The sequence below is a fragment of the Bradyrhizobium sp. UFLA05-125 genome, from assembly GCF_059803515.1.
This window is the reverse complement of sequence record NZ_JBANBJ010000044.1, coordinates 25,621-44,035: the sequence shown is the minus strand read 5'-3', so window position 1 is coordinate 44,035 and position 18,415 is coordinate 25,621. Positions and strand designations below refer to the sequence as shown.

18 protein-coding genes, 1 tRNA gene and 1 pseudogene are annotated in these 18,415 nt (G+C 64.6%); 6 read left to right on the top strand and 14 right to left on the bottom strand.

Features of this window, described 5'->3' with window-relative positions; all coding sequences use genetic code 11:
• The first annotated feature begins 4 nt into the window (after positions 1-4).
• Entirely contained in the window at positions 5-439 is a 435-nt protein-coding gene (locus SO156_RS30090) for a hypothetical protein (protein WP_458149932.1), read from the top strand.
• Between the two features lie 106 nt (positions 440-545).
• Here the strand turns inward: SO156_RS30090 and SO156_RS30085 are convergent, their stop codons facing one another.
• From SO156_RS30085 to SO156_RS30075, 3 genes and pseudogenes are all read right to left on the bottom strand, one after another.
• Positions 546-1,919 (bottom strand): AmpG family muropeptide MFS transporter, encoded by a 1,374-nt coding sequence (locus SO156_RS30085; RefSeq protein WP_498537289.1) that lies wholly within the window; start codon positions 1,917-1,919, stop codon positions 546-548.
• An 86-nt stretch (positions 1,920-2,005) separates the two neighbouring features.
• Positions 2,006-2,309, bottom strand: a pseudogene (locus tag SO156_RS30080) (GIY-YIG nuclease family protein).
• 88 nt (positions 2,310-2,397) lie between these two features.
• Positions 2,398-3,594, bottom strand: a complete 1,197-nt coding sequence (locus tag SO156_RS30075) for a DNA recombination protein RmuC (protein WP_498537288.1) — start codon at positions 3,592-3,594, stop codon at positions 2,398-2,400.
• A 171-nt stretch (positions 3,595-3,765) separates the two neighbouring features.
• Here SO156_RS30075 and def point away from each other — a divergent pair, with 171 nt between their 5' ends.
• The 3 genes from def to truA all read left to right on the top strand — a co-directional run bounded on the left by def (position 3,766) and on the right by truA (position 6,223).
• Entirely contained in the window at positions 3,766-4,290 is a 525-nt protein-coding gene (gene def / locus SO156_RS30070) for a peptide deformylase (protein WP_458149936.1), read from the top strand.
• A gap of 139 nt (positions 4,291-4,429) precedes the next feature.
• A complete protein-coding gene (fmt, locus tag SO156_RS30065; protein ID WP_498537287.1) occupies positions 4,430-5,365 on the top strand; it encodes a methionyl-tRNA formyltransferase in 936 nt (311 codons plus the stop codon).
• 120 nt (positions 5,366-5,485) lie between these two features.
• Positions 5,486-6,223 carry a tRNA pseudouridine(38-40) synthase TruA gene (truA, locus tag SO156_RS30060; protein ID WP_498537311.1) on the top strand — a complete coding sequence of 246 codons (738 nt, stop codon included), beginning with the start codon at positions 5,486-5,488 and terminating at the stop codon, positions 6,221-6,223.
• Positions 6,224-6,377: 154 nt separating this feature from the next.
• On the opposite strand, the gene dapE is transcribed toward truA, so the two are convergent.
• The 11 genes from dapE to rpmH all read right to left on the bottom strand — a co-directional run bounded on the left by dapE (position 6,378) and on the right by rpmH (position 16,124).
• Positions 6,378-7,544, bottom strand: a complete 1,167-nt coding sequence (dapE, locus tag SO156_RS30055; protein WP_498537286.1) for a succinyl-diaminopimelate desuccinylase — start codon at positions 7,542-7,544, stop codon at positions 6,378-6,380.
• Complete coding sequence (locus SO156_RS30050; RefSeq protein ID WP_498537285.1) at positions 7,541-8,173, bottom strand: DUF805 domain-containing protein; 633 nt, start codon at positions 8,171-8,173, stop codon at positions 7,541-7,543. The genes dapE and SO156_RS30050 overlap by 4 nt, the downstream gene beginning before the upstream one ends.
• Positions 8,174-8,323: 150 nt before the next feature.
• A complete protein-coding gene (gene dapD / locus SO156_RS30045) occupies positions 8,324-9,169 on the bottom strand; it encodes a 2,3,4,5-tetrahydropyridine-2,6-dicarboxylate N-succinyltransferase (RefSeq protein WP_498537284.1) in 846 nt (281 codons plus the stop codon).
• A gap of 223 nt (positions 9,170-9,392) precedes the next feature.
• Entirely contained in the window at positions 9,393-10,082 is a 690-nt protein-coding gene (locus SO156_RS30040) for a pyrimidine 5'-nucleotidase (RefSeq protein ID WP_498537283.1), read from the bottom strand.
• A gap of 188 nt (positions 10,083-10,270) precedes the next feature.
• Entirely contained in the window at positions 10,271-11,335 is a 1,065-nt protein-coding gene (locus tag SO156_RS30035; protein WP_498537310.1) for a DUF1036 domain-containing protein, read from the bottom strand.
• A gap of 104 nt (positions 11,336-11,439) precedes the next feature.
• On the bottom strand, positions 11,440-12,327 hold the full coding sequence (gene argB, locus SO156_RS30030; RefSeq protein WP_458151538.1) for an acetylglutamate kinase: 888 nt from the start codon (positions 12,325-12,327) through the stop codon (positions 11,440-11,442).
• 232 nt (positions 12,328-12,559) lie between these two features.
• Complete coding sequence (locus tag SO156_RS30025; RefSeq protein WP_498537309.1) at positions 12,560-12,925, bottom strand: DUF423 domain-containing protein; 366 nt, start codon at positions 12,923-12,925, stop codon at positions 12,560-12,562.
• Positions 12,925-13,578 (bottom strand): ribosome biogenesis GTP-binding protein YihA/YsxC, encoded by a 654-nt coding sequence (gene yihA, locus SO156_RS30020; RefSeq protein ID WP_498537282.1) that lies wholly within the window; start codon positions 13,576-13,578, stop codon positions 12,925-12,927. The genes SO156_RS30025 and yihA overlap by 1 nt, the downstream gene beginning before the upstream one ends.
• A gap of 134 nt (positions 13,579-13,712) precedes the next feature.
• Positions 13,713-15,566, bottom strand: a complete 1,854-nt coding sequence (gene yidC, locus SO156_RS30015; protein ID WP_498537281.1) for a membrane protein insertase YidC — start codon at positions 15,564-15,566, stop codon at positions 13,713-13,715.
• 16 nt (positions 15,567-15,582) lie between these two features.
• Complete coding sequence (gene rnpA, locus SO156_RS30010) at positions 15,583-15,960, bottom strand: ribonuclease P protein component (protein ID WP_458151542.1); 378 nt, start codon at positions 15,958-15,960, stop codon at positions 15,583-15,585.
• Between the two features lie 29 nt (positions 15,961-15,989).
• Positions 15,990-16,124 (bottom strand): 50S ribosomal protein L34, encoded by a 135-nt coding sequence (gene rpmH / locus SO156_RS30005; protein ID WP_008542748.1) that lies wholly within the window; start codon positions 16,122-16,124, stop codon positions 15,990-15,992.
• A 425-nt stretch (positions 16,125-16,549) separates the two neighbouring features.
• On the opposite strand from rpmH, the gene SO156_RS30000 reads away from it, so the two are divergent.
• Positions 16,550-18,016 (top strand): ATP-binding protein, encoded by a 1,467-nt coding sequence (locus SO156_RS30000; protein WP_498537280.1) that lies wholly within the window; start codon positions 16,550-16,552, stop codon positions 18,014-18,016.
• Positions 18,017-18,334: 318 nt separating this feature from the next.
• Positions 18,335-18,411, top strand: a tRNA-Arg gene (locus SO156_RS29995).
• Positions 18,412-18,415 lie beyond the last annotated feature (4 nt).

Sequence of the window (18,415 nt, the reverse complement as noted above, 5' to 3'; positions counted from 1 at the left end):
CGACATGACGAAACGATTCGCCAAACGGCTGGCTTTGGTCGCGACGATGATGACGCTGGTGACGCCGGCCATCTCGGCGCAGCAGGACGATGGTGCTCCGCCGCCGTCAAAGCCCGGCAAGCCGATCAACACCGGAGAGGTCCTGTCGGGCGAGCTCAACAGCATGCGCGTACGTGACGTCAAGAACGGCAAGAAGGTTGCAACCTATCAGATCACGTCCGAGCCGCGGCGCCTGCCGCCGCCGAACGGGCTGTGCAATCTGGAGACCGGCCCCGAGACATTCCAGCTCGTCACAAGCAGCGACGCGCAGGCCACGCAGTTGAAATCGTTCGTCGGCAAGGAGATCTCCGTCAAGGTCGACGAGGTCGCCTGCGCCAGCGATCCCGGCCAGATGAGCGAGGCCGTGATCACGAAGTGGAGCCTGGTGAAGAAGCAGTAGGGGTTCGATTGTAGGGTGGGTTAGCCGAAGGCGTAACCCACCACTGTCTATGTCCGCGGAGGCAGAAGAGGTGGGTTACGCTTCGCTGACCCACCCTACGGCAGCCCTACACCCGCACCGGGCCCAGCGTTTCGAAATGTCCGCGCTTCTGCAACCAGGTGAGCAGGATCAGGCTCGGCACCGCGACCACCACGCAGATCATGAAGAACAGCGGCCAGCCCGTCATCTTCGCGACGAAGCCGGCGCCTGACGAGAGATAGGTGCGCCCGACCGCGGCCAGCGCGGTGAGCAGCGCATATTGCGTCGCCGTGTGCAGCGGGTTCTGGCATAGCGCGGAGAGATAGGCGACGAAGATCACCGTGCCGATGGCGCTGGTGAAATTCTCGCAAGTGATGGCGAAGGCGAGCGCCCACTGGCTGGCGCCTGCCAGCGCGAGCCACGAGAACGACAGGTTCGCAAGCGCCTGCACGACGCCGCCGATCCACAGGCTGGCTGCCAGCGAAAAGCGCCGTGCGACGAAGCCGCCGGCGAAGCCGCCGATCAGGGTTGCGGCAAGGCCGACACCCTTCACGATCGCCGCATAGTCGTTGCGGGAGAACCCGAGGTCGATCACGAACGGCGCCGTCATGGTGCCGGAAAACGCGTCGGTGAACTTGAACAGCACCACGAAAGCGAGCGCGGCGAGCGCATCCTTGCGCGACAGGAATTCCGAGAAGGCGCCGATCGCGGCGTGCAGGACGCGCGCGAACGCCGTCTCGGTCTGTGTTGCCGCTTCCGCCTTTGCGGATTGTGCAGGCTCGGTGGCGAGAAGCGCAGTGATCGTGCCGATCAGCACCATGGCCGCCATCACCACATAGCCCCACATCCACGCGGACGGCTTCGGAATGCCGGTGCTTTCGAAGCCGGATACGATGAACAGCGCGCCCGCGGTCGAGACCAGCATGCCGATGCGGTAGGCTGCGACATAGGAAGCCATGCCGGCGGCCTGCTCGCTTTCGGGCAGGCTCTCAACGCGGAAGGCGTCGACCACGATGTCCTGCGTCGAGGAGGTCGTCGCCACCAGCAGCGCACCAAGTGCGACGAAGAACGGCGAGCGCGCAGGATCGGTCAGCGCCAGGAGCAGGATCGAGATGATCAGCAGGAGCTGCGAGAACAGCAGCCAGCCGCGGCGGCGCCCGAAGGCGCGGGTGAACAGCGGCACATGCAACGCATCAACCAGCGGCGCCCACAGGAACTTCAGCGTGTAAGGCGTGCCGACCAGCGCGAACAGCCCGATGGTGCCGAGATCAACGCCGGATTCCCGCATCCAAACCAGCAACGTCGAGCCCGACAGCGCCAGCGGCAGACCGGAGGAGAAGCCGAGAAACAGCACGATCAGCACCCGCGGCTGCAGATACACGGCAAGGCTCTCGCGCCAGGAGGCAGCGGGAGCGTCGGCGGTCGTGGGAGCGGTTCCGGAAGTCGCGTCGGGTGCGGTCATGGAGGGGTGTTAGCAGATTCTGGCGGCCACAAGTGAGGTGTCGTCGCCCGGCTTGACCGGGCGACCCAGTATTCCAGAGACCGGAGTTATGGGGGACCTGCAATCCCCGGGTAAAGATCGTTCCAATCGGGGATTGTCCTTCTCGATCAGCGCGATCTTCCACGCGCGCTTCCATTTCTTGAGGCGCTTCTCGCGCTTGATCGCATTCTCGGGATCATCGAACTGCTCGAAATAAACCAGCTTCACGATCGCGTATTCTTTCGTAAAGCTCTCGACCAGCTTCAGCTTGTGCTCGGCCACCCGGCGGATCAGATCATTTGTCACGCCAATGTACAGTGTACCGCCGATCTTGCTGGCGAGAATGTAGACGTAGTAACAGCGTGCACCCATCTGCCGCCTCTGGGATACTGGGTCGCCCGGTCAAGCCGGGCGACGACAGCGATATTGGGGCGACAGGTTGCTTCATCTTTGAAGATGGTCACTCCCCCGCTTGCAGCTTGCGCGGGAACAGTTCTGGCGTGCTGGCGACCAGGCGCGGGCCTTCCGGTGCGTCGGTTTTGCTGAAGTCGAGCTCCTCGATGCGGCCGGCGCGCTTCTCGATCTTGTCGGCGGAGATCAGTACCTGGCGCACGTCCTCGTTCACGTCGGCAAAATGCTTCTGCAGTTTCAGCACGCGATCGCGCAGGCGGCCGAGATCGTCGCCGAGCTTGATCACCTCGGTGCGGATCTGGTCGGCGGCGTCGCGCATGCGCGCGTCCTTCATGATCTGCTGCATGACCTGGATCGCGAGCATCAGCAGCGAGGGCGACACCAGCACGACGCGGGCGCGATAGGCCTTCTGGATCACGTCATCGAAGCCGTCGTGGATCTCGGCATAGACCGACTCCGACGGCACGAACATCAGCGCCATCTCCTGGGTCTCGCCGGCGACGAGATATTTTTCGGCGATGTCGCTGACATGCTTCATCACGTCGCCGCGCAGGCGCTGCGTGGCGACCCTGCGCTCCTCATCGGTGCGTGCGTCGTGCAGCGCCGTCATCGCCTCCAGCGGAAATTTGGCGTCGATGCAGAGCGGGCGCTGGTCGGGCAGGAACACCACGCAGTCCGGCCGTTTGCCGGTCGAGAGCGTGAACTGGAACTCGTAGGCGCCCTTCGGCAGACCGTCCTGGACGATCGCCTCCATCCGCGCCTGGCCGAACGCGCCGCGCGATTGCTTGTTGGCGAGGACGTCGCGCAGGGTGGTCACCTGCGTGGTCAGGTCGGTGAGGTTCTTGTGCGCGCTGTCGATGATGCCGAGCCGCTCGTGCAGTGCACGCAGGCTCTCCATGGTGTTGCGTGTCGTATGCTCCATGGACTGGCCGACGCGATGGGTGACCGAATCCAGCCGCTCGTTGACCGCGCGTGCCATCTCGGCCTGGCGGCCGGCGAGCGCCTGCGCCATGGCGTCGACGCGGCCCGACGCCTCGCTCTGGGCGCGCAGCATCTGGCTCAGGCGCTCCTCCAGTTCGTCGGCCCGGATGGTCTGGGCCATGGCGAGTTCCGCGCCACGCCGCGAGCCGCGCGCGATCACGATGGCAATCACCAGGAGCAGGATGAGGGCCAGCACACCGAAGCCGATCAGGGCGTCGACGGTGCGCACCGGCCAGTCGCCAGCGGTAAAAATGATCTCGTTCATGTCAACCCTTCTAGCCGATTCGCGAGCAGGCGCGAACGAAGAGGGAACATTTATGGTTAACCGGCAGTGAATTTTTATGGTTAACGAAAGCCTGGTTTTTATGGTTAGCGAACCGTTAACGGCGTTCCCGGCAACATTGACCGCATCCGGCGCGCGGCTTAAATCGCCGCCATGGCCTTAAGAGAAATCATCATCCTGCCCGACAAGCAGTTGCGTCTGGTCTCCAAGCCGATCGAGAAGGTCACGGCCGAGATCCGCAAGCTTGCCGACGACATGTTCGAGACCATGTACGATGCGCCCGGCATTGGCTTAGCGGCGATCCAGATCGCGCAACCCCTGCGTCTGATCACGATGGATCTCGCCAAGCGCGACGAGAACGGCGAGACCGCGCGAGAGCCGCGCGTCTTCATCAATCCGGAGATCGTCGCCTCGTCCGAGGAAGTGTCGGTCTACGAGGAGGGCTGTCTCTCGATCCCGGAATATTACGAGGAGGTCGAAAGGCCTGCGAAGGTGCGCGTGCGCTTCACCGATCTCGACGGCAAGTTGCACGAGGAGGATGCCGAAGGGCTCTACGCCACCTGTATCCAGCACGAGATCGATCATCTCAACGGCGTGCTGTTCGTCGACTACCTGTCGAAGCTCAAGCGCGACCGCGTGTTCAAGAAGTTCGAGAAAGCCGCCAAGCGCGCGGAGTGAGCGAACCATCCTCCGCCGTCATGCCCGGCCTTGTGCCGGGCATCCACGTTCTTCGCGCTACGAGCAAGAAGGGCGTGGATGGCCGGGACAAGCCCGGCCATGACGAGTACCTTGCTCGTTTTGAGGATTGTCTCGCCCTATGCCTCTCCGCCTCATCTTCATGGGCACGCCCGATTTCTCCGTGCCGACGCTGCTGGAGCTCGTCGCGCATGGCCATGAGATCGTGGCCGTCTACACCCGCGCGCCGAAGCCGGGCGGGCGGCGCGGGTTGCAGTTGCAGCCGACACCGGTTGAAGACGCTGCGCGAAAGCTCGGTATTCCCGCGTTGACGCCGAAGACCTTGAAGACGCCGGAAGCGCTCGACGAGTTCCGCGCGTTCGATGCCGATGCGGCTGTCGTCGTCGCCTACGGCATGATCCTGCCGCAGGCGATCCTCGATGCACCAAAGCTCGGCTGCTACAATCTGCACGCCTCACTGCTGCCGCGCTGGCGCGGTGCCGCGCCCATCAACCGGGCGATCATGGCCGGTGATGCCGAGAGCGGCGTCATGGTGATGAAGATGGACGTGGGGCTGGACACCGGCGACGTCGCGATGGCCGAGCGTCTTGCGATCTCGGACACCATGACCGCAGCCGATCTGCACGATCGCCTCGCCCGGCTCGGCGCCGACTTGATGGTCCGCGCGATGGCGGCGCTCGAACGCGGCGGACTTCAGCTCAAAAAGCAGAGCGAGGACGGCGTCACCTACGCCGCCAAGATCGACAAGGCCGAGGCACGGATCGACTGGACCAAGCCTGCGCGCGACGTGCTGCGCCACATCCACGGCCTGTCGCCGTTTCCCGGCGCCTGGGGCGAGCTCGCCGGGGTGAGTGAAAATGCGCGCGTAAAGATTTTGCGCTGTGAGCTTGCAAGAGGCTCGGGTGCGCCGGGCGACGTGCTCGACGACCAGCTCACCATCGCCTGTGGCGAGGGCGCCATCCGCATCATCGAGCTGCAGCGCGAGGGCAAGGCGCGGATGCAGGCCGCGGACTTCTTGCGCGGCGTACCGTTGAGGGCGGGAGCTCGATTTACGTAACACTGTCATACCCCGCGAAGGCGGGGTATCCAGTACGCCGCGGCTTCTCGGTTGAACGGAGATGCTGAGGCGTACTGGATCGCCCGGTCAAGCCGGGCGATGGCAGCGAAACTGGACAAGATGCCCCGTTACAAGCTCACCATCGAATATGACGGCGCGCCGTTCTGCGGCTGGCAGGTGCAGGAGACGCTGCCCTCGGTGCAGGGCGCGCTCGAGACGGCCGTGAAGGCGATGTGCGGCACGGACGTGCGCGTGCATGGCGCGGGCCGCACCGATGCCGGCGTGCACGCGCTCGGCCAGGTCGCGCATGTCGATATTGAAAAGCCCTTTGCGCCGGATCGCCTTCGCGACGGCCTCAACGCGCATCTGCGTCCCCATCCGGTCGCGGTGCTCGAAGCCGAGATCGTGCCTGAAACATTTGAAGCGCGCTTCTCGGCCATCAAGCGCCACTACCGCTATCGGATCGTCAACACTCGCGCCAATCTCGCGCTCGACGTCGGCCATGCCTGGCGCGTGCCGCGCAGGCTCGACACCGACGCCATGCATGCTGCCGCGCAGCGCCTGATCGGCAAGCACGATTTCACGACCTTTCGCGATACCGAATGCCAGGCCAAGTCGCCGGAGAAGACGCTCGATCAGCTCGACGTCTTGCGCGAAGGGCGCGAGGTGACGATCCTGACCTCGGCGCGCTCCTTCCTGCACAGCCAGGTCCGCTCCATGGTGGGTTCGCTGGTCTGGGTCGGCGAAGGCCGCTGGACCGCCGATGATCTCGCCGCAGCCCTGGCTGCCCGCAACCGCGCCGCCTGCGGCATCGTCGCCCCGTCGCAGGGACTGTATCTGGTGAAGGTGGATTATTAGTTGGCTAATCGCTTTTGCGCCCCGACGTCATGGCCGGGCTTGTCCCGGCCATCCACGACCTTTCTTGCCTGAGGCGCCAAAGAACGTGGATGCCCGGGACAAGCCCGGGCATGACGGTTGAGTGAGCGGCAAAAGCAGAGCAAAAAGTCGGACGCTACCCAAAATACCGCGCCAAAATTCCGCGATAGACCTTCGTCAGCTTCTCCAGATCCGCCACCGGCACGCGTTCGTCGACCTGGTGCATGGTCTGGCCAACGAGGCCGAACTCGATCACCGGGCAATAGTTGGAGATGAAGCGCGCATCGGAGGTGCCGCCTGACGTTGACAGCTCGGGCTTGCGTCCCGTGACCTCCTCGATCGCGGAGACCGCGAGATCGGTGAACGGGCCAGGCTTGGTGACGAACACGTTGGAGTTCGACGGCTCCCAGACGATATGGGCGCGGATGCGGTTGCCGCAGGCTTTGGCCAGACGTGTCTCGACCAGCTCACGCAGGCTCGCTTGCGTGTGGTTGTCGTTGTAGCGGATGTTGAACTTCGCGCGCGCCTGGCCGGGAATCACATTGTAGGTGGTGTTGCCGACGTCGACGGAGGTGAATTCGAGGTTGGAGGCCTGGAATTGCGCGCTGCCGTGGTCGAGCGGCTCGTCGGAGATCGCCACGATCAGGCGGGAGATATCGGGCACGGGATTGGAGGCGCGGTGCGGATAGGCGACGTGGCCCTGCCGTCCTTCGACATGGAGCGTGCCGGATTGCGAGCCGCGGCGGCCGACCTTGATGGTGTCGCCGAGCGTCTCGACATTGGATGGCTCGCCGAGCACGCAATGATCGAACTTCTCGCCGCGCGCCGCGGCCCATTGCAGCAGCTTGATCGTGCCGTTGATCGAGACGTCTTCCTCGTCGCCGGTGATCAGGAAGGAGATTGATCCCTTACCATCGCCCCGCGGCTGGGCACCGTTGGCCGCGAGATGCTCCAGCACCGCGGCCACGGAACAGGCGATGCCGCCTTTCATGTCGACCGCGCCGCGCCCATGCAGAACGCCGTCCTTCACTTCGCCGGAGAACGCGCCGACGCTCCAGGCACTTTCATCGCCGGGTGGCACCACGTCGGTATGGCCGGCAAAGGTGATGTGCGGTCCGTCGCTGCCGATCCGCGCGTAGAGGTTATCGACGTCGGCAAAGCCTGCCTCGGAGAAGGTCACGCGGTGGCAGGTGAAGCCGGCTGCGGTGAGCGCCTTTTCGAGCACCCCCAACGCACCGGCATCGGCCGGGGTTACCGAGGGGCAGCGGATGAGATCGCGGGCAATGGAGAGAGCATCGGTCATGCCCCCCGCTTAACATGCATGCCGCCGGGCGGGCTAGCACTGTGCGCGACGAATTCGAGCTCGCTCTGCTGGTGCCAACCGCTCCCGCGCGGCAGGGCCGACGCGCCGCTGTGGCGTGTCCGGGTCTGGATTTTGGGCAGCGGATTGGGACCGAAGAGATTCGTGTGCGGTGTGCCGCGCAGGCAGCCTATCTCGACGAAACCCCAGATGCTCAGTGCCAGCGCGGCCAGGGCAAGCGGCAGTTCGATTGGCGCAGCGGGGAGTTGCGCGGCAACATGCGGATAGAGAGCGGGAAAGACGATGAAGGCAAGCGACCACCATCCGCTCTTGTCACGGTCATGCAGTCGCTTGATCGAGGTCGCGAGGTAGACCCACAGCAAGAGACCGCTCAAAAGCAATCTCGTGAGCAAGAGGGGCAGGCCGGCCATTGTCAGCGACCGGTAGGTTGCCGGATCGAGGAATTCGAGCGCATCGAGCTTGAAACTCCAGGGGCCGCCGAAAAGTCCGCGGATGCCCGCGACGATGGTGATCAGAAGCAGCATCCCGCAGATGATGACCAGCATCGCCAGCCAGAACCTGGCGCGGTTGATACGGCCTTCGATTCGGAACAGAAGCCAGATCCAATCCATGGCAAATCTCCGGGCGGCAGGGTCGCCCGGTTGTTGGTCGCGATGGAGGGAGGGTGGGTTCGATCGGCTATCCGACCCGTCATCCTGAGGTGCTCGCGGCACGCGAGCCCCTCAGGGTGACGGTGAGGGATTGCAGTTCGGGGACTGAACTCAGTCCCGCAGCAGCTCGTTGATGCTGGTCTTCGACCGCGTGCGCTCGTCGACGCGCTTCATGATCACGGCGCAGGCGGTGCTCGGGCCGATCTGGCCGTTCTTCATCGGCCTACCGGGCAGCGCACCGGGCACCACCACCGAATATTCCGGCACCTCGCCGACGAAGACTTCGCCGGTCTCGCGGTCGATGATCTTGGTCGAAGCGCCCAGAAACACGCCCATCGCAAGCACCGCGCCCTTGCGCACGATCACGCCCTCGGCGACTTCCGAGCGCGCGCCGATGAAGCAGTCGTCCTCGACGATCACGGGCTCGGCCTGGAGCGGCTCGAGCACGCCGCCAATGCCGACGCCGCCGGAGATGTGCACGCGCTTGCCGATCTGCGCGCAGGAGCCGACGGTCGACCAGGTGTCGATCATGGTGGACTCATCGACATAGGCGCCGAGATTGACGAAGGACGGCATCAGCACGACGTTGCGCGCGATGAAGGCCGAGCGGCGCACGATCGCGCCGGGCACGGCACGGAAACCGGCGTCGCGAAACCGGTTCTCGCTCCAGCCGTCGAACTTCGAGGGCACCTTGTCCCACCACGAGGCCTTGCCGGGGCCGCCGGGAATGGCGCTCATGTCGTTGAGGCGGAAGGATAGCAGCACCGCCTTCTTCAGCCACTGATTGACCTTCCACTTGCCGCTCGCCTCGCGCTCGGCGACGCGCGCTTCGCCCTTGTCCAGGATCTCCAGCGCATGATCCACGGCTTCGCGCACCTCGCCCTTGGTCGAGGTCGAGATGCTGTCACGCGCATCGAAGGCGCCGTTGATGGTGGATTCGAGGGCTTGGAGGGACATCGGGATTTCCTCAAGGCGGGAAGGATTTGTGACGGATTGGGGGGCTTTTTCGGGATTTGGGCGGGCGGAGTCAAGCTTGGTTCGCCGTCATCACCCGCGAAAGCGGGTGATCCAGTACGCCGCGGCGGATGTGATGAATCGAGATAGCAGTGATTACTGGATACCCCGCTTTCGGCTTTCGCGGGGTATGACGCCTCATCGGGGCTTCACAGTCGCAACGGCCTCAGCGCGACAGGCTCGCCAGAAACCCGGCGAGATCATCCGTGACATGGTCGACATGGGCCGCATCGCGGCCTTCCAGTTCCCAGTCCTCGCGGACCACTTCCTTGGTGCCGTCGGGCACCACCAGCACCGTGGTCATGCCGAGCTCGTGCGGAACGGTGAGGTTGCGGGCGAGGTCCTCGAACATTACGGCCCGGGTCGGATCGACCGCGTGCAGGTCAAGGAATTTCTGGTAGGTCTGCCGCGCCGGCTTCGGCTCGAACTCGGCCGCGATGATGTCGAACACGGCATCGAAATGCGTGGCGAGTCCAAGCCGCGACAGCACGGCATCGACATGATCGACCGAGCCGTTGGTCAGGATCAGCTTGCGCCCCGGAAGTTTCGCGATCGCCTCGCCGAGCGCCGGGTTCGGCTCCAGCGGCGAGTGGTCGATTTTGTGCACATAGGCGAGGTAGTCGTCGGCGCGCACGCCGTGCAGGGTCATCATGCCGCGCATGGTGGTGCCGAAGCGGCGGTAATAATCCTTCTGGATATTCCGCGCTTCCTCAGCCGTCACGTTCAGCCAGCGGCAAACGAACTCCCCGATCCGCGCATCGACCTGCTGCCACAGGTTGACGTGATGCGGATAGAGGGTGTTGTCGAGGTCGAACACCCAGGTGTCGATGTGGGTGAAGGGGCGGGGTGGAGTCATCTCAGCATTCTCGTCTCGTCGTCCCGGGGCGCGCGAAGCGCGAGCCCGGGACCCATAACCACAGGGAGCAGTCGTATGCGTGATCGTCGTTACGCCTCGCCGCCAAACTCAATCCTGTGGTTATGGGTCCCTTCGCCGGGACGACAGTGGGGTTTGTGGCACCTGCGTTCTGATCACGGCGCAATTTCTCACGGCATCGCAAAGCGCAGCGTCTTGCCGCCGCTACTCATGTCGACCGTGCCGAATCCCGTCGCTGCGAATCCCCGTGCGCCGCAATCGGTCTGCTCGTTGGTCTCGAACTTGGTCTCGCGCGTGCAAAGCTGCTTCTCGCCGCCCCAGTTCAGTGGCTTGTCCATCAGCTTGATGGTGCGGTTGTCGGCATCGACGGCTTCCGCAAAGCTGAAAATCTGTTTCGGCTGGCCCGCCACGTCGGGGTGCAGGCACTTGCCGGGATCGATACGGTACCAGCCGCGGCTCGTCACTGCCTTGCCGTCGTCGGTCGCGACCGCCGCCATCACCCTGTGCGGGGTATCGTTGCACCAGGTCAGGCCGCTCGTTGACGGCGTCTGCACCGCGTCGACCATGGTCTTGAAGAGGTTTGGCGACTGCATGACGTCGGACGGCAGCCCGCGGCTCTTCAGGAAGGCGGCGAGGGCTGATTGCGTCTTCGGACCGTCGACGCCGTCGATTGCGCCCGCGTCATATCCGGCGATCGCCAGCAGGCGCTGAATGCCGGCGAGCCGGGCCTGCTCGTCGTCATACTCCGAGTCCTCGGCGAGATAGGCGACGAGGTTGCCGTCGTCGCCTTGCGTCGGCGTCACCTGGGTGAAGGCGGCTTGCGTCTGCCCGCTACGGCATTGGCGCGCGGCCGCGATGACGAAATTCTCCTGCGCGATGCACAGCATGTCGCTGCCGTTCTGCGGGATCGGCGAGGCGCCATAGACGCCGAGCGCGCGGGCATGGAGCAGGATGCGGTCGGCGGTCAGCGTGCCCTGCACCACCACGCGGCAGGTGGCGGGATCGATCCGAAACCAGCCGCGCGTCGCGGTCGCCGCCTTGTCGTCGATGCCGATCGCGGCTTCCACGACGTAGGACATGCGATTGCAGATCTTGAGGTCGGCGAGAGCCGGGGCGGCGGAGAAGATGAAAGACACCGCCGCTGCCGGCAGTGACGTCAGGAAGCTTGCCAAGGCTGAGCGACGGTGTCGCCTCGTTCTCTGCTCGTCATGCTCGGGCTTGTCCCGGGCATCCACGTTCTTTGTGCGGGCCGAAACGTCGTGGATGGCCGGGACATTTTCGCGAAGACGCGCTTCGCGCTCTTGCCCGGCCATGACGACTCGCTTTTGCCCTTCGTCCGTCACTTGTGGATCAGCGTTCCCGTGCCCTGGTTGGTGAACAGCTCGAGCAGCACCGCGTGCTGCATCTTGCCGTCGATGATGACGACGCCCTGCACGCCCTGTTCGAGCGCATAGATGCAAGTCTCGACCTTCGGGATCATGCCGCCCGAAATGGTGCCGTCGGCGATCAGCTTTCGCGCATCCTTGATCGACATCTCGGGGATGAGTTTCTTCGACTTGTCGAGCACGCCCGGCACGTCGGTGAGCAGCAGCAGGCGTTTTGCCTTCAGTGCGCCCGCGATCGCGCCGGCAAAGGTGTCGCCGTTGACGTTCAGCGTTTGGCCGTCATGCGATGTGGCAAGCGGCGCCAGCACCGGAATCAGCTCATAGCCGATCAATTGGTTGAGCAGCGTGAGGTCGACCTTTTCGGGGTCGCCGACGAAGCCGAGATCGACCACCTTCTCGATGTGCGAATCCGGATCCACCATGGTGCGCGTCGTCTTGGACGCCTTCACCATGTTGCCGTCCTTGCCACAGAGCCCCACCGCCTTGCCGCCGGCATCATTGATGTAGCCGACGATCTGCTTGTTGACCGAGCCGGCGAGCACCATCTCGACGACCTCGATGGTCGCGGCATCGGTGATGCGCAGGCCGGCGGCGAATTCGGAGACGATGCCGAGGCGCTTGAGCATGGTCGCGATCTGCGGCCCGCCGCCATGCACGACCACCGGGTTGATGGCGGTCTGCTCCAAGAGCACGATGTCGCGGGCAAAATTCTTCGCAGTCTCCTCGTCGCCCATGGCATGGCCGCCATATTTGATGACGATGGTTTCTTCGTCGTACTGCTGCATATGCGGCAGCGCTTCGGACAGGATGCGGGCCTGGTCGAGCGGGGAGATTTCGGTCATGGGGGCGGATCTCGCTGGCGGGACTAACGCGGGTTCGCGTTCTATCCGATTGGCGGGCGAGGCGCAAAGCGTGCGTTGTTACCCTCTCCCCTTGCGGGAGAGGGTGCCGAGCGAAGCGAGGCGGGTGAGGGGTCTCTATCCGCGAATGACCCTAACGAGAGTGAGCGCCGATAGAACCCCTCATCCGGCGCTTCGCGCCACCTTCTCCCGCAAGGGGAGAAGGAAGAGGGCACTATTTCCGCGCCACCACCGCCGCCACGCTCACCGCCAGCCAGCTCAAAATCATCAGCGTTCCGCCGGTCGGCGCCGCATATGGAAACAGCGAATGGCCGGCATATTGGCGCAGCGTCAGGTCGCCTGCGAACAATACCGCCGCAATCACGAAGCCGAAGGCGGCGACGAGGCCAATTCCGCCGTGCAGAAGGCCGCGCGCGAGCAGCGCCGTCGTCGCCAATATGGCAGTTGCGTGAAACAGCAGCATCGAGCTTGCGGTGGCGAGCCGGCTTGCCTCCGTGCCGTGGGCGGAGGCGGCGGCCATTGCCACGCCGGCGGCGCCCATCAAGCCGGCAAGTCCGATCAACAGGCGCAATGCAGGCATCACGACGCCCGCTCTTCCAGGAGCCGCGCCATCGCGGCGCGCAAGCTCTCCATGCCGGTCGAGCTGCGCGATGAGGTCGCGAGCACGTTCGGAAACGCGGCCGGGTGCTTTGCCAGCGCCGCTTCCGTTTCAGTGATGCGGCTGGCGAGCTCCGAAGCCTTCACCTGGTCGGCCTTGGTCAGCACGATCTGGTAGCTGACGGCCGAGCGGTCGAGCGTCTTGAGGATTTCGAGATCGACGTCCTTGAGGCCGTGCCGCGCGTCGATCAGCACATAGACACGCGCCAGCGACGCGCGGCCGAGCAGGAATTTGTGGATCAGCTCGGTCCAGGATGCGACCTGCGTCTTCGGCGCCTTGGCATAGCCATAGCCGGGCATGTCGACGAGCCGCAGGCCGGTGTTGTCGGGGCCCTCGAAGAAGATCAGCTCTTGCGTCCGCCCCGGCGTGTGCGAGGTGCGCGCGAGATTGTTGCGGCCGGTCAGCGCGTTGATCAGGCTCGACTTGCCGACATTGGAGCGCCCGGCAAAGGCGACCTCCAGCCCCGCCATCGGCGGCAGCGTTTGAATCGAGGGCGACGCCCACACGAACCGCCACTCGCGCGCGAACAGCTTTCGCCCGGCTTCGATCAGCCTCGCATCATTGTCGTCATTCATGCGAAGCTCATTGTTTCGCTGTCATTCCGGGGCGATGCGACGGGACCGCGGAGCGCGGCCCGGAGCATCGAACCCGGAATCTCGAGATTCCGGGTCTGGTGCTTCGCACCATCCCGGAATGACTGAGTGAGACGCTACGTCGCCTTCTTCGCGAACGTCGCCTTGAGATTGTCGAACAACTCCACCTTCACGCCGTTGCGGCGCATGATGAAGCTCTGCTGGATCACCGAGAGTGTGTTGTTCCAGGCCCAGTAGATCACGAGACCCGCCGGGAAGCCCGCCAGCATGAAGGTGAAGATCAGCGGCATCCAGTCGAAGATGATCTTCTGCGTCGGATCCGGCGGCGTCGGGTTCAGCTTCATCTGGAACCACATCGTGATGCCCATGATGATCGGCCAGATGCCGAGCGCGAGATAGTGGCCGAACACCGGGATCGCGGTCGGATCGAACGGGATCAAGCCGAACAGCGTGAACAGGTTGGTCGGATCCGGCGCCGAGAGGTCCTTGATCCAGCCAATGAAATGCGCGTGCCGCATCTCGATGGTGACGAACAGCACCTTGTAGAGCGAGAAGAACACCGGGATCTGGATCACCACGGGAAGACAGCCGGCGACCGGATTGATCTTCTCCTTGCGATAGATCTCCATCATCTCCTGCTGCTGCTTCACCTTGTCGTCGGGATAGCGTTCGCGGAGCGCCTGAAGCTGCGGCTGGATCGACTTCATCTTCGCCATCGAGGCGTAGGACTTGTTCGCCAGCGGGAAGAACAGCAGCTTCACGATCACGGTCACGAGCAGGATCGAGATGCCGAAATTGCCGAAGAAGCGGTAGAAGAAGTCGAGCCCGAGGAACATCGGCTTGGTGATGAAGTAGAACCAGCCCCAGTCGATCAAGAGATCGAAATGGTTCAGCCCCAGCTCCTTGTTGTAGCCGCCGAGCCCGGCGAACGGGAACACGCCGACGACGCCGGCTTCCTTGGCACCAGCAAACAGCCGCGCATTCGCCGTCGCGGTGCCGCCGATCGCAACCGTCACGGCATCGAGCAGATAGTCGGTCTGGTAGGTGTGCAGGTTGCCGGTGGGGTTCGACGAGAAGCGGGCCTGGAGCTGGGCGTTGGTGTCGGGCAACAGCGCCGAGGCCCAGTACTTGTCGGTCATGCCGAGCCAGCCGTTGGTGGCCTTGAAGTTCACCTGCTTGGCTTCGTCGATCTTCTTGTAGGCGTATTCCTGCAGGCCGTGGTCGCCGAGATAGCCGATCAGGCCTTCATGCAGGATGTAATAGCCGGAGACCTGCGGCGTGCCGTGGCGCGAGATCAGAGCGAAAGGATAGAGCGTGACCGGCGCGTTGCCGACATTGCTCACCTCGTCCTTGATGGTGAAGAGATAATGGTCGTCGACCGAGATGGTGCGGCGGAAGCTGAGGCCCTCGCCATTGTCCCATTTCAGCACCACCGGCGTCGACGGCGTCAGGCTGCCGCTGCCGTCCTGCTGCCAGACGGTTTGGGCGTCCGGCAGCTTGGCCGTAACGCCGGTCGCCGGCACCCAGCCGAACTCGGCGTAATAGGGTTCCGCCGTGCCCGAGGGCGAATAGAGGATGATCGGCGGCGAATTCGGATTGACGGTTTCGCGGTATTGCACCAGCGCAAGATCGTCGATGCGTCCGCCCTTCAGAGAAACGCTGCCGGCAAGCCTCGGTGTGTCGATCTTCACGCGCGGGGATGCGGCAATCGCGGTGTCGCGGGAAACCGCCGGCTGGGCCTGCTGGTTCGTGGTCGGCGTCGCTGACGGCTGGGCCGCGTTGCCGGATTGCGGCGTGGCGCCCGGCGTCGCCGTGGCCGTGGGCTGCGGCGTGCTCTTCTGAAGCTCGGCCTGCGCCTGCTGCTGCGCGCGCTGCTTCTCCATCTGCGGCACGTTGTAGAAATACTGCCACGCGATCAGCACCAGGCCGGACAGAATGACGGCGAGGATGGTGTTGCGATTGTCGGTCATCTCTGGATTCTCGTCATCAGTCCGGTTTGCGGCCCGCGGCTGCGGGCGTCTGCCCACGTCCCTTCGTCGCCGGCCGCTGCGATTGGGCGAACGCCGCGCGGAGGTCGTCGAGCATGACCGCGAAGTCGCGCGTGAGCGCGTCCCTGCGGCCGACTAGCACATAATCATGGTGGGGGTGCATTGACACCGGGTCGCAGCGCTTCACCAGTTCGCGAAGCCTGCGCCGGATGCGATTGCGCTCGGTTGCGGTGCCGTTTTTCTTGGTAACGGTAAAGCCGACCCGGATCGGGCCGGCATCATCGCGGCGACGGCTTTGCAGGACGAACGCGGGCCTGTTCACCCGCGCGCCATTGGCAACGGCGAGGAAATCCGCCCGCTGCCTCAGCCGATCCATGATGAAATCCCAAAAAGGGCCAGTCCGGCTCAGGCGCTCAGACGCTTGCGGCCGCGGGCGCGGCGGGCGGCGAGGACCTTGCGGCCGCCGGCGGTGGCGAGGCGGGCACGGAAGCCGTGACGGCGCTTGCGCACCAGTTTGCTGGGTTGATAAGTCCGCTTCACGGGTTGTTCTCCGCTGACCGGGCAATTTGCCTTTGGAATTGATGGATACGTCCGAAAGATGCGGCCCAAAACGGGCCCTTTCCGGCCCAAAAAGAGCCGCTCCCGGTGTCACACCGGGTCATCGCGGACAATTCGGCGCGGCTTATAAGGGAGCGTCCCCTTTTCGTCAACGCCGCGGGAGAGGTCCAATTGGTGAATATCGCTGTTTCCGCGGGGTTTTTCCCAGTGGAGGTAGCGACTCGCTGTTTCCACGCTTACATCCTACCTCGGCAGATTAGCGATCGGTAATTTGACCGACCGGTGCTAGGGGCCGCATCCTCCGCAAGTCGAGGCCAACGAAGGCGATATTCGTGTCAGCGACAGACCTTCAGCCCGCCCAAAGGGGCTTGGAGCGCCAAGACCTAGAGCGCCAAGACCTGGGGCCCATGGGGCCTCCGGAGCCGGCGAAAGTGCGGCTGCGCGCTCCGCACCGGCTCGGCCTGTCCGGCAAGCTCCTGCTGCTGACCGTCCCCCTCGTGATGATCGCGGCGAGCATGCTCTATGTGCCGGCGATCGCGAACTTCTGGGTCAACCGGCTGAACGACCGCGTCGCCGCGGCGAACACCGCGGCGCTGGTGCTCGACGCCGCGCCGCTCGGCATGGTCCCTGACTCGCTGTCGCGGCAGATCCTCAGGAGCATCAATGCACGCGCGGTGGCGATCAAGATGGGCCAGCAGCGGCGCCTGCTCGCCAGCGCCGACCTGCCGGCCGCAATCGAGCACGACATCGACCTGCGCGAGATGACGGTGTGGCAGGCGATCACCGGCTCCTTCCAGATGATGCTGGAGACCGGCAACCAGGCCATCCGCATCGTCGGCCCGGCCAGCGGCAATGCGCAGTTCATCGAGGTCGTTACCGACGAATTGCCGCTGCGGCAGGCGATGTACCGCTTCTCCCGCAACGTCGTGGTGGTCGCCCTGTTCATCGCGGTGTTGACCGCCGGCCTCGTCTATCTCGCGCTCCATTATCTGTTCGTGCGGCCGATGCGGCGGCTGACCGCGAGCCTGGTCGGCTTCCATGAAAACCCGGAGAGCTCCGCGGGAATCATCGTGCCGAGCCAGCGCGGCGACGAGATCGGGGTGGCCGAGCGCGAGCTGTCGGACATGCAGCGCGACCTGATGTCGATGCTGCATCAGAAGAGCCGGCTCGCAGCCCTTGGGCTTGCCGTATCAAAGATCAACCACGATTTGCGCAACCTGCTCGCGTCGGCGCAGCTCCTGTCCGACCAGCTTGCCAGCGTCCCCGATCCGCGGGTGCAGCGCTTTGCGCCAAAGCTCGTGCGATCGCTCGAGCGCGCCATCGCGTTCTGCCAGTCGACCCTGTCCTACGGACGCGCCCAGGAGGCCGCGCCCGATCGCCGCCTGATCCTGATCGAGCCGGTGGTCATAGAGGTGCGCGAGACCGCGGGCCTCGCCTCCGATGCCTCGATCACCTGGGTCGCTGCGATCGAGCGCGGGCTGTCGATCGATGCCGATCCCGACCAGCTGTTCCGCGTGCTGCTCAACCTCGTCCGCAACGCGGCGCAGGCGCTGGAAACGCACGCCGCGAGCGCGACCGCTCCGCAGCAGATCCGGATCACCGGCAAGCGCGAGGGCGCGGTCGCGATTCTCGAAGTCTCCGACACCGGCCCCGGCGTGCCGGCAAAGACCCGGGAGCACCTGTTCGAGGCGTTCCAGACCTCGGGCCGTCCCGGCGGCAGCGGGCTTGGGCTGGCGATCGCCGCCGAGCTCGTCCGCGCCCATGGCGGCGACATTCACCTCGTCGAAGGCACCATCGGCGCGACCTTCCGAATCGTGATCCCCGACCGCCCCGTGGAACTCCTCTCCATCCGCAACGAGCGGGCGAGGGCGTAAGGTCGGCCAGAGGCCGACCTCCCGCGTCATTCATGGCGTGAGGGCCCTCGGCCCTCGGTCGTTCCAGGGTGGCGCTCCGTCTCCTCGTTATTCCGGGGCTCGCGAAGCGAGAACCCGGAATCTCGCGCCAAAACCGCTGGATTCCGGGTTCGGTGCTGCGCACCGCCCCGGAATGGCTCAAAGGGGGCCCCAAATACCGCCCTCCCAGACCTTGCCAACCGGGGCAAGAGCGGTTAGTCAGAGCGCTCTTTCGCACCCCCTCCGGCTCCGTCCGGAGGCTGCGTGTGGGCCTCGCCCGCATAGCTGTTTGCGAAACACGCGCCCGTAGCTCAGCTGGATAGAGCATCAGACTACGAATCTGAGGGTCGGACGTTCGAATCGTTCCGGGCGCGCCATTCA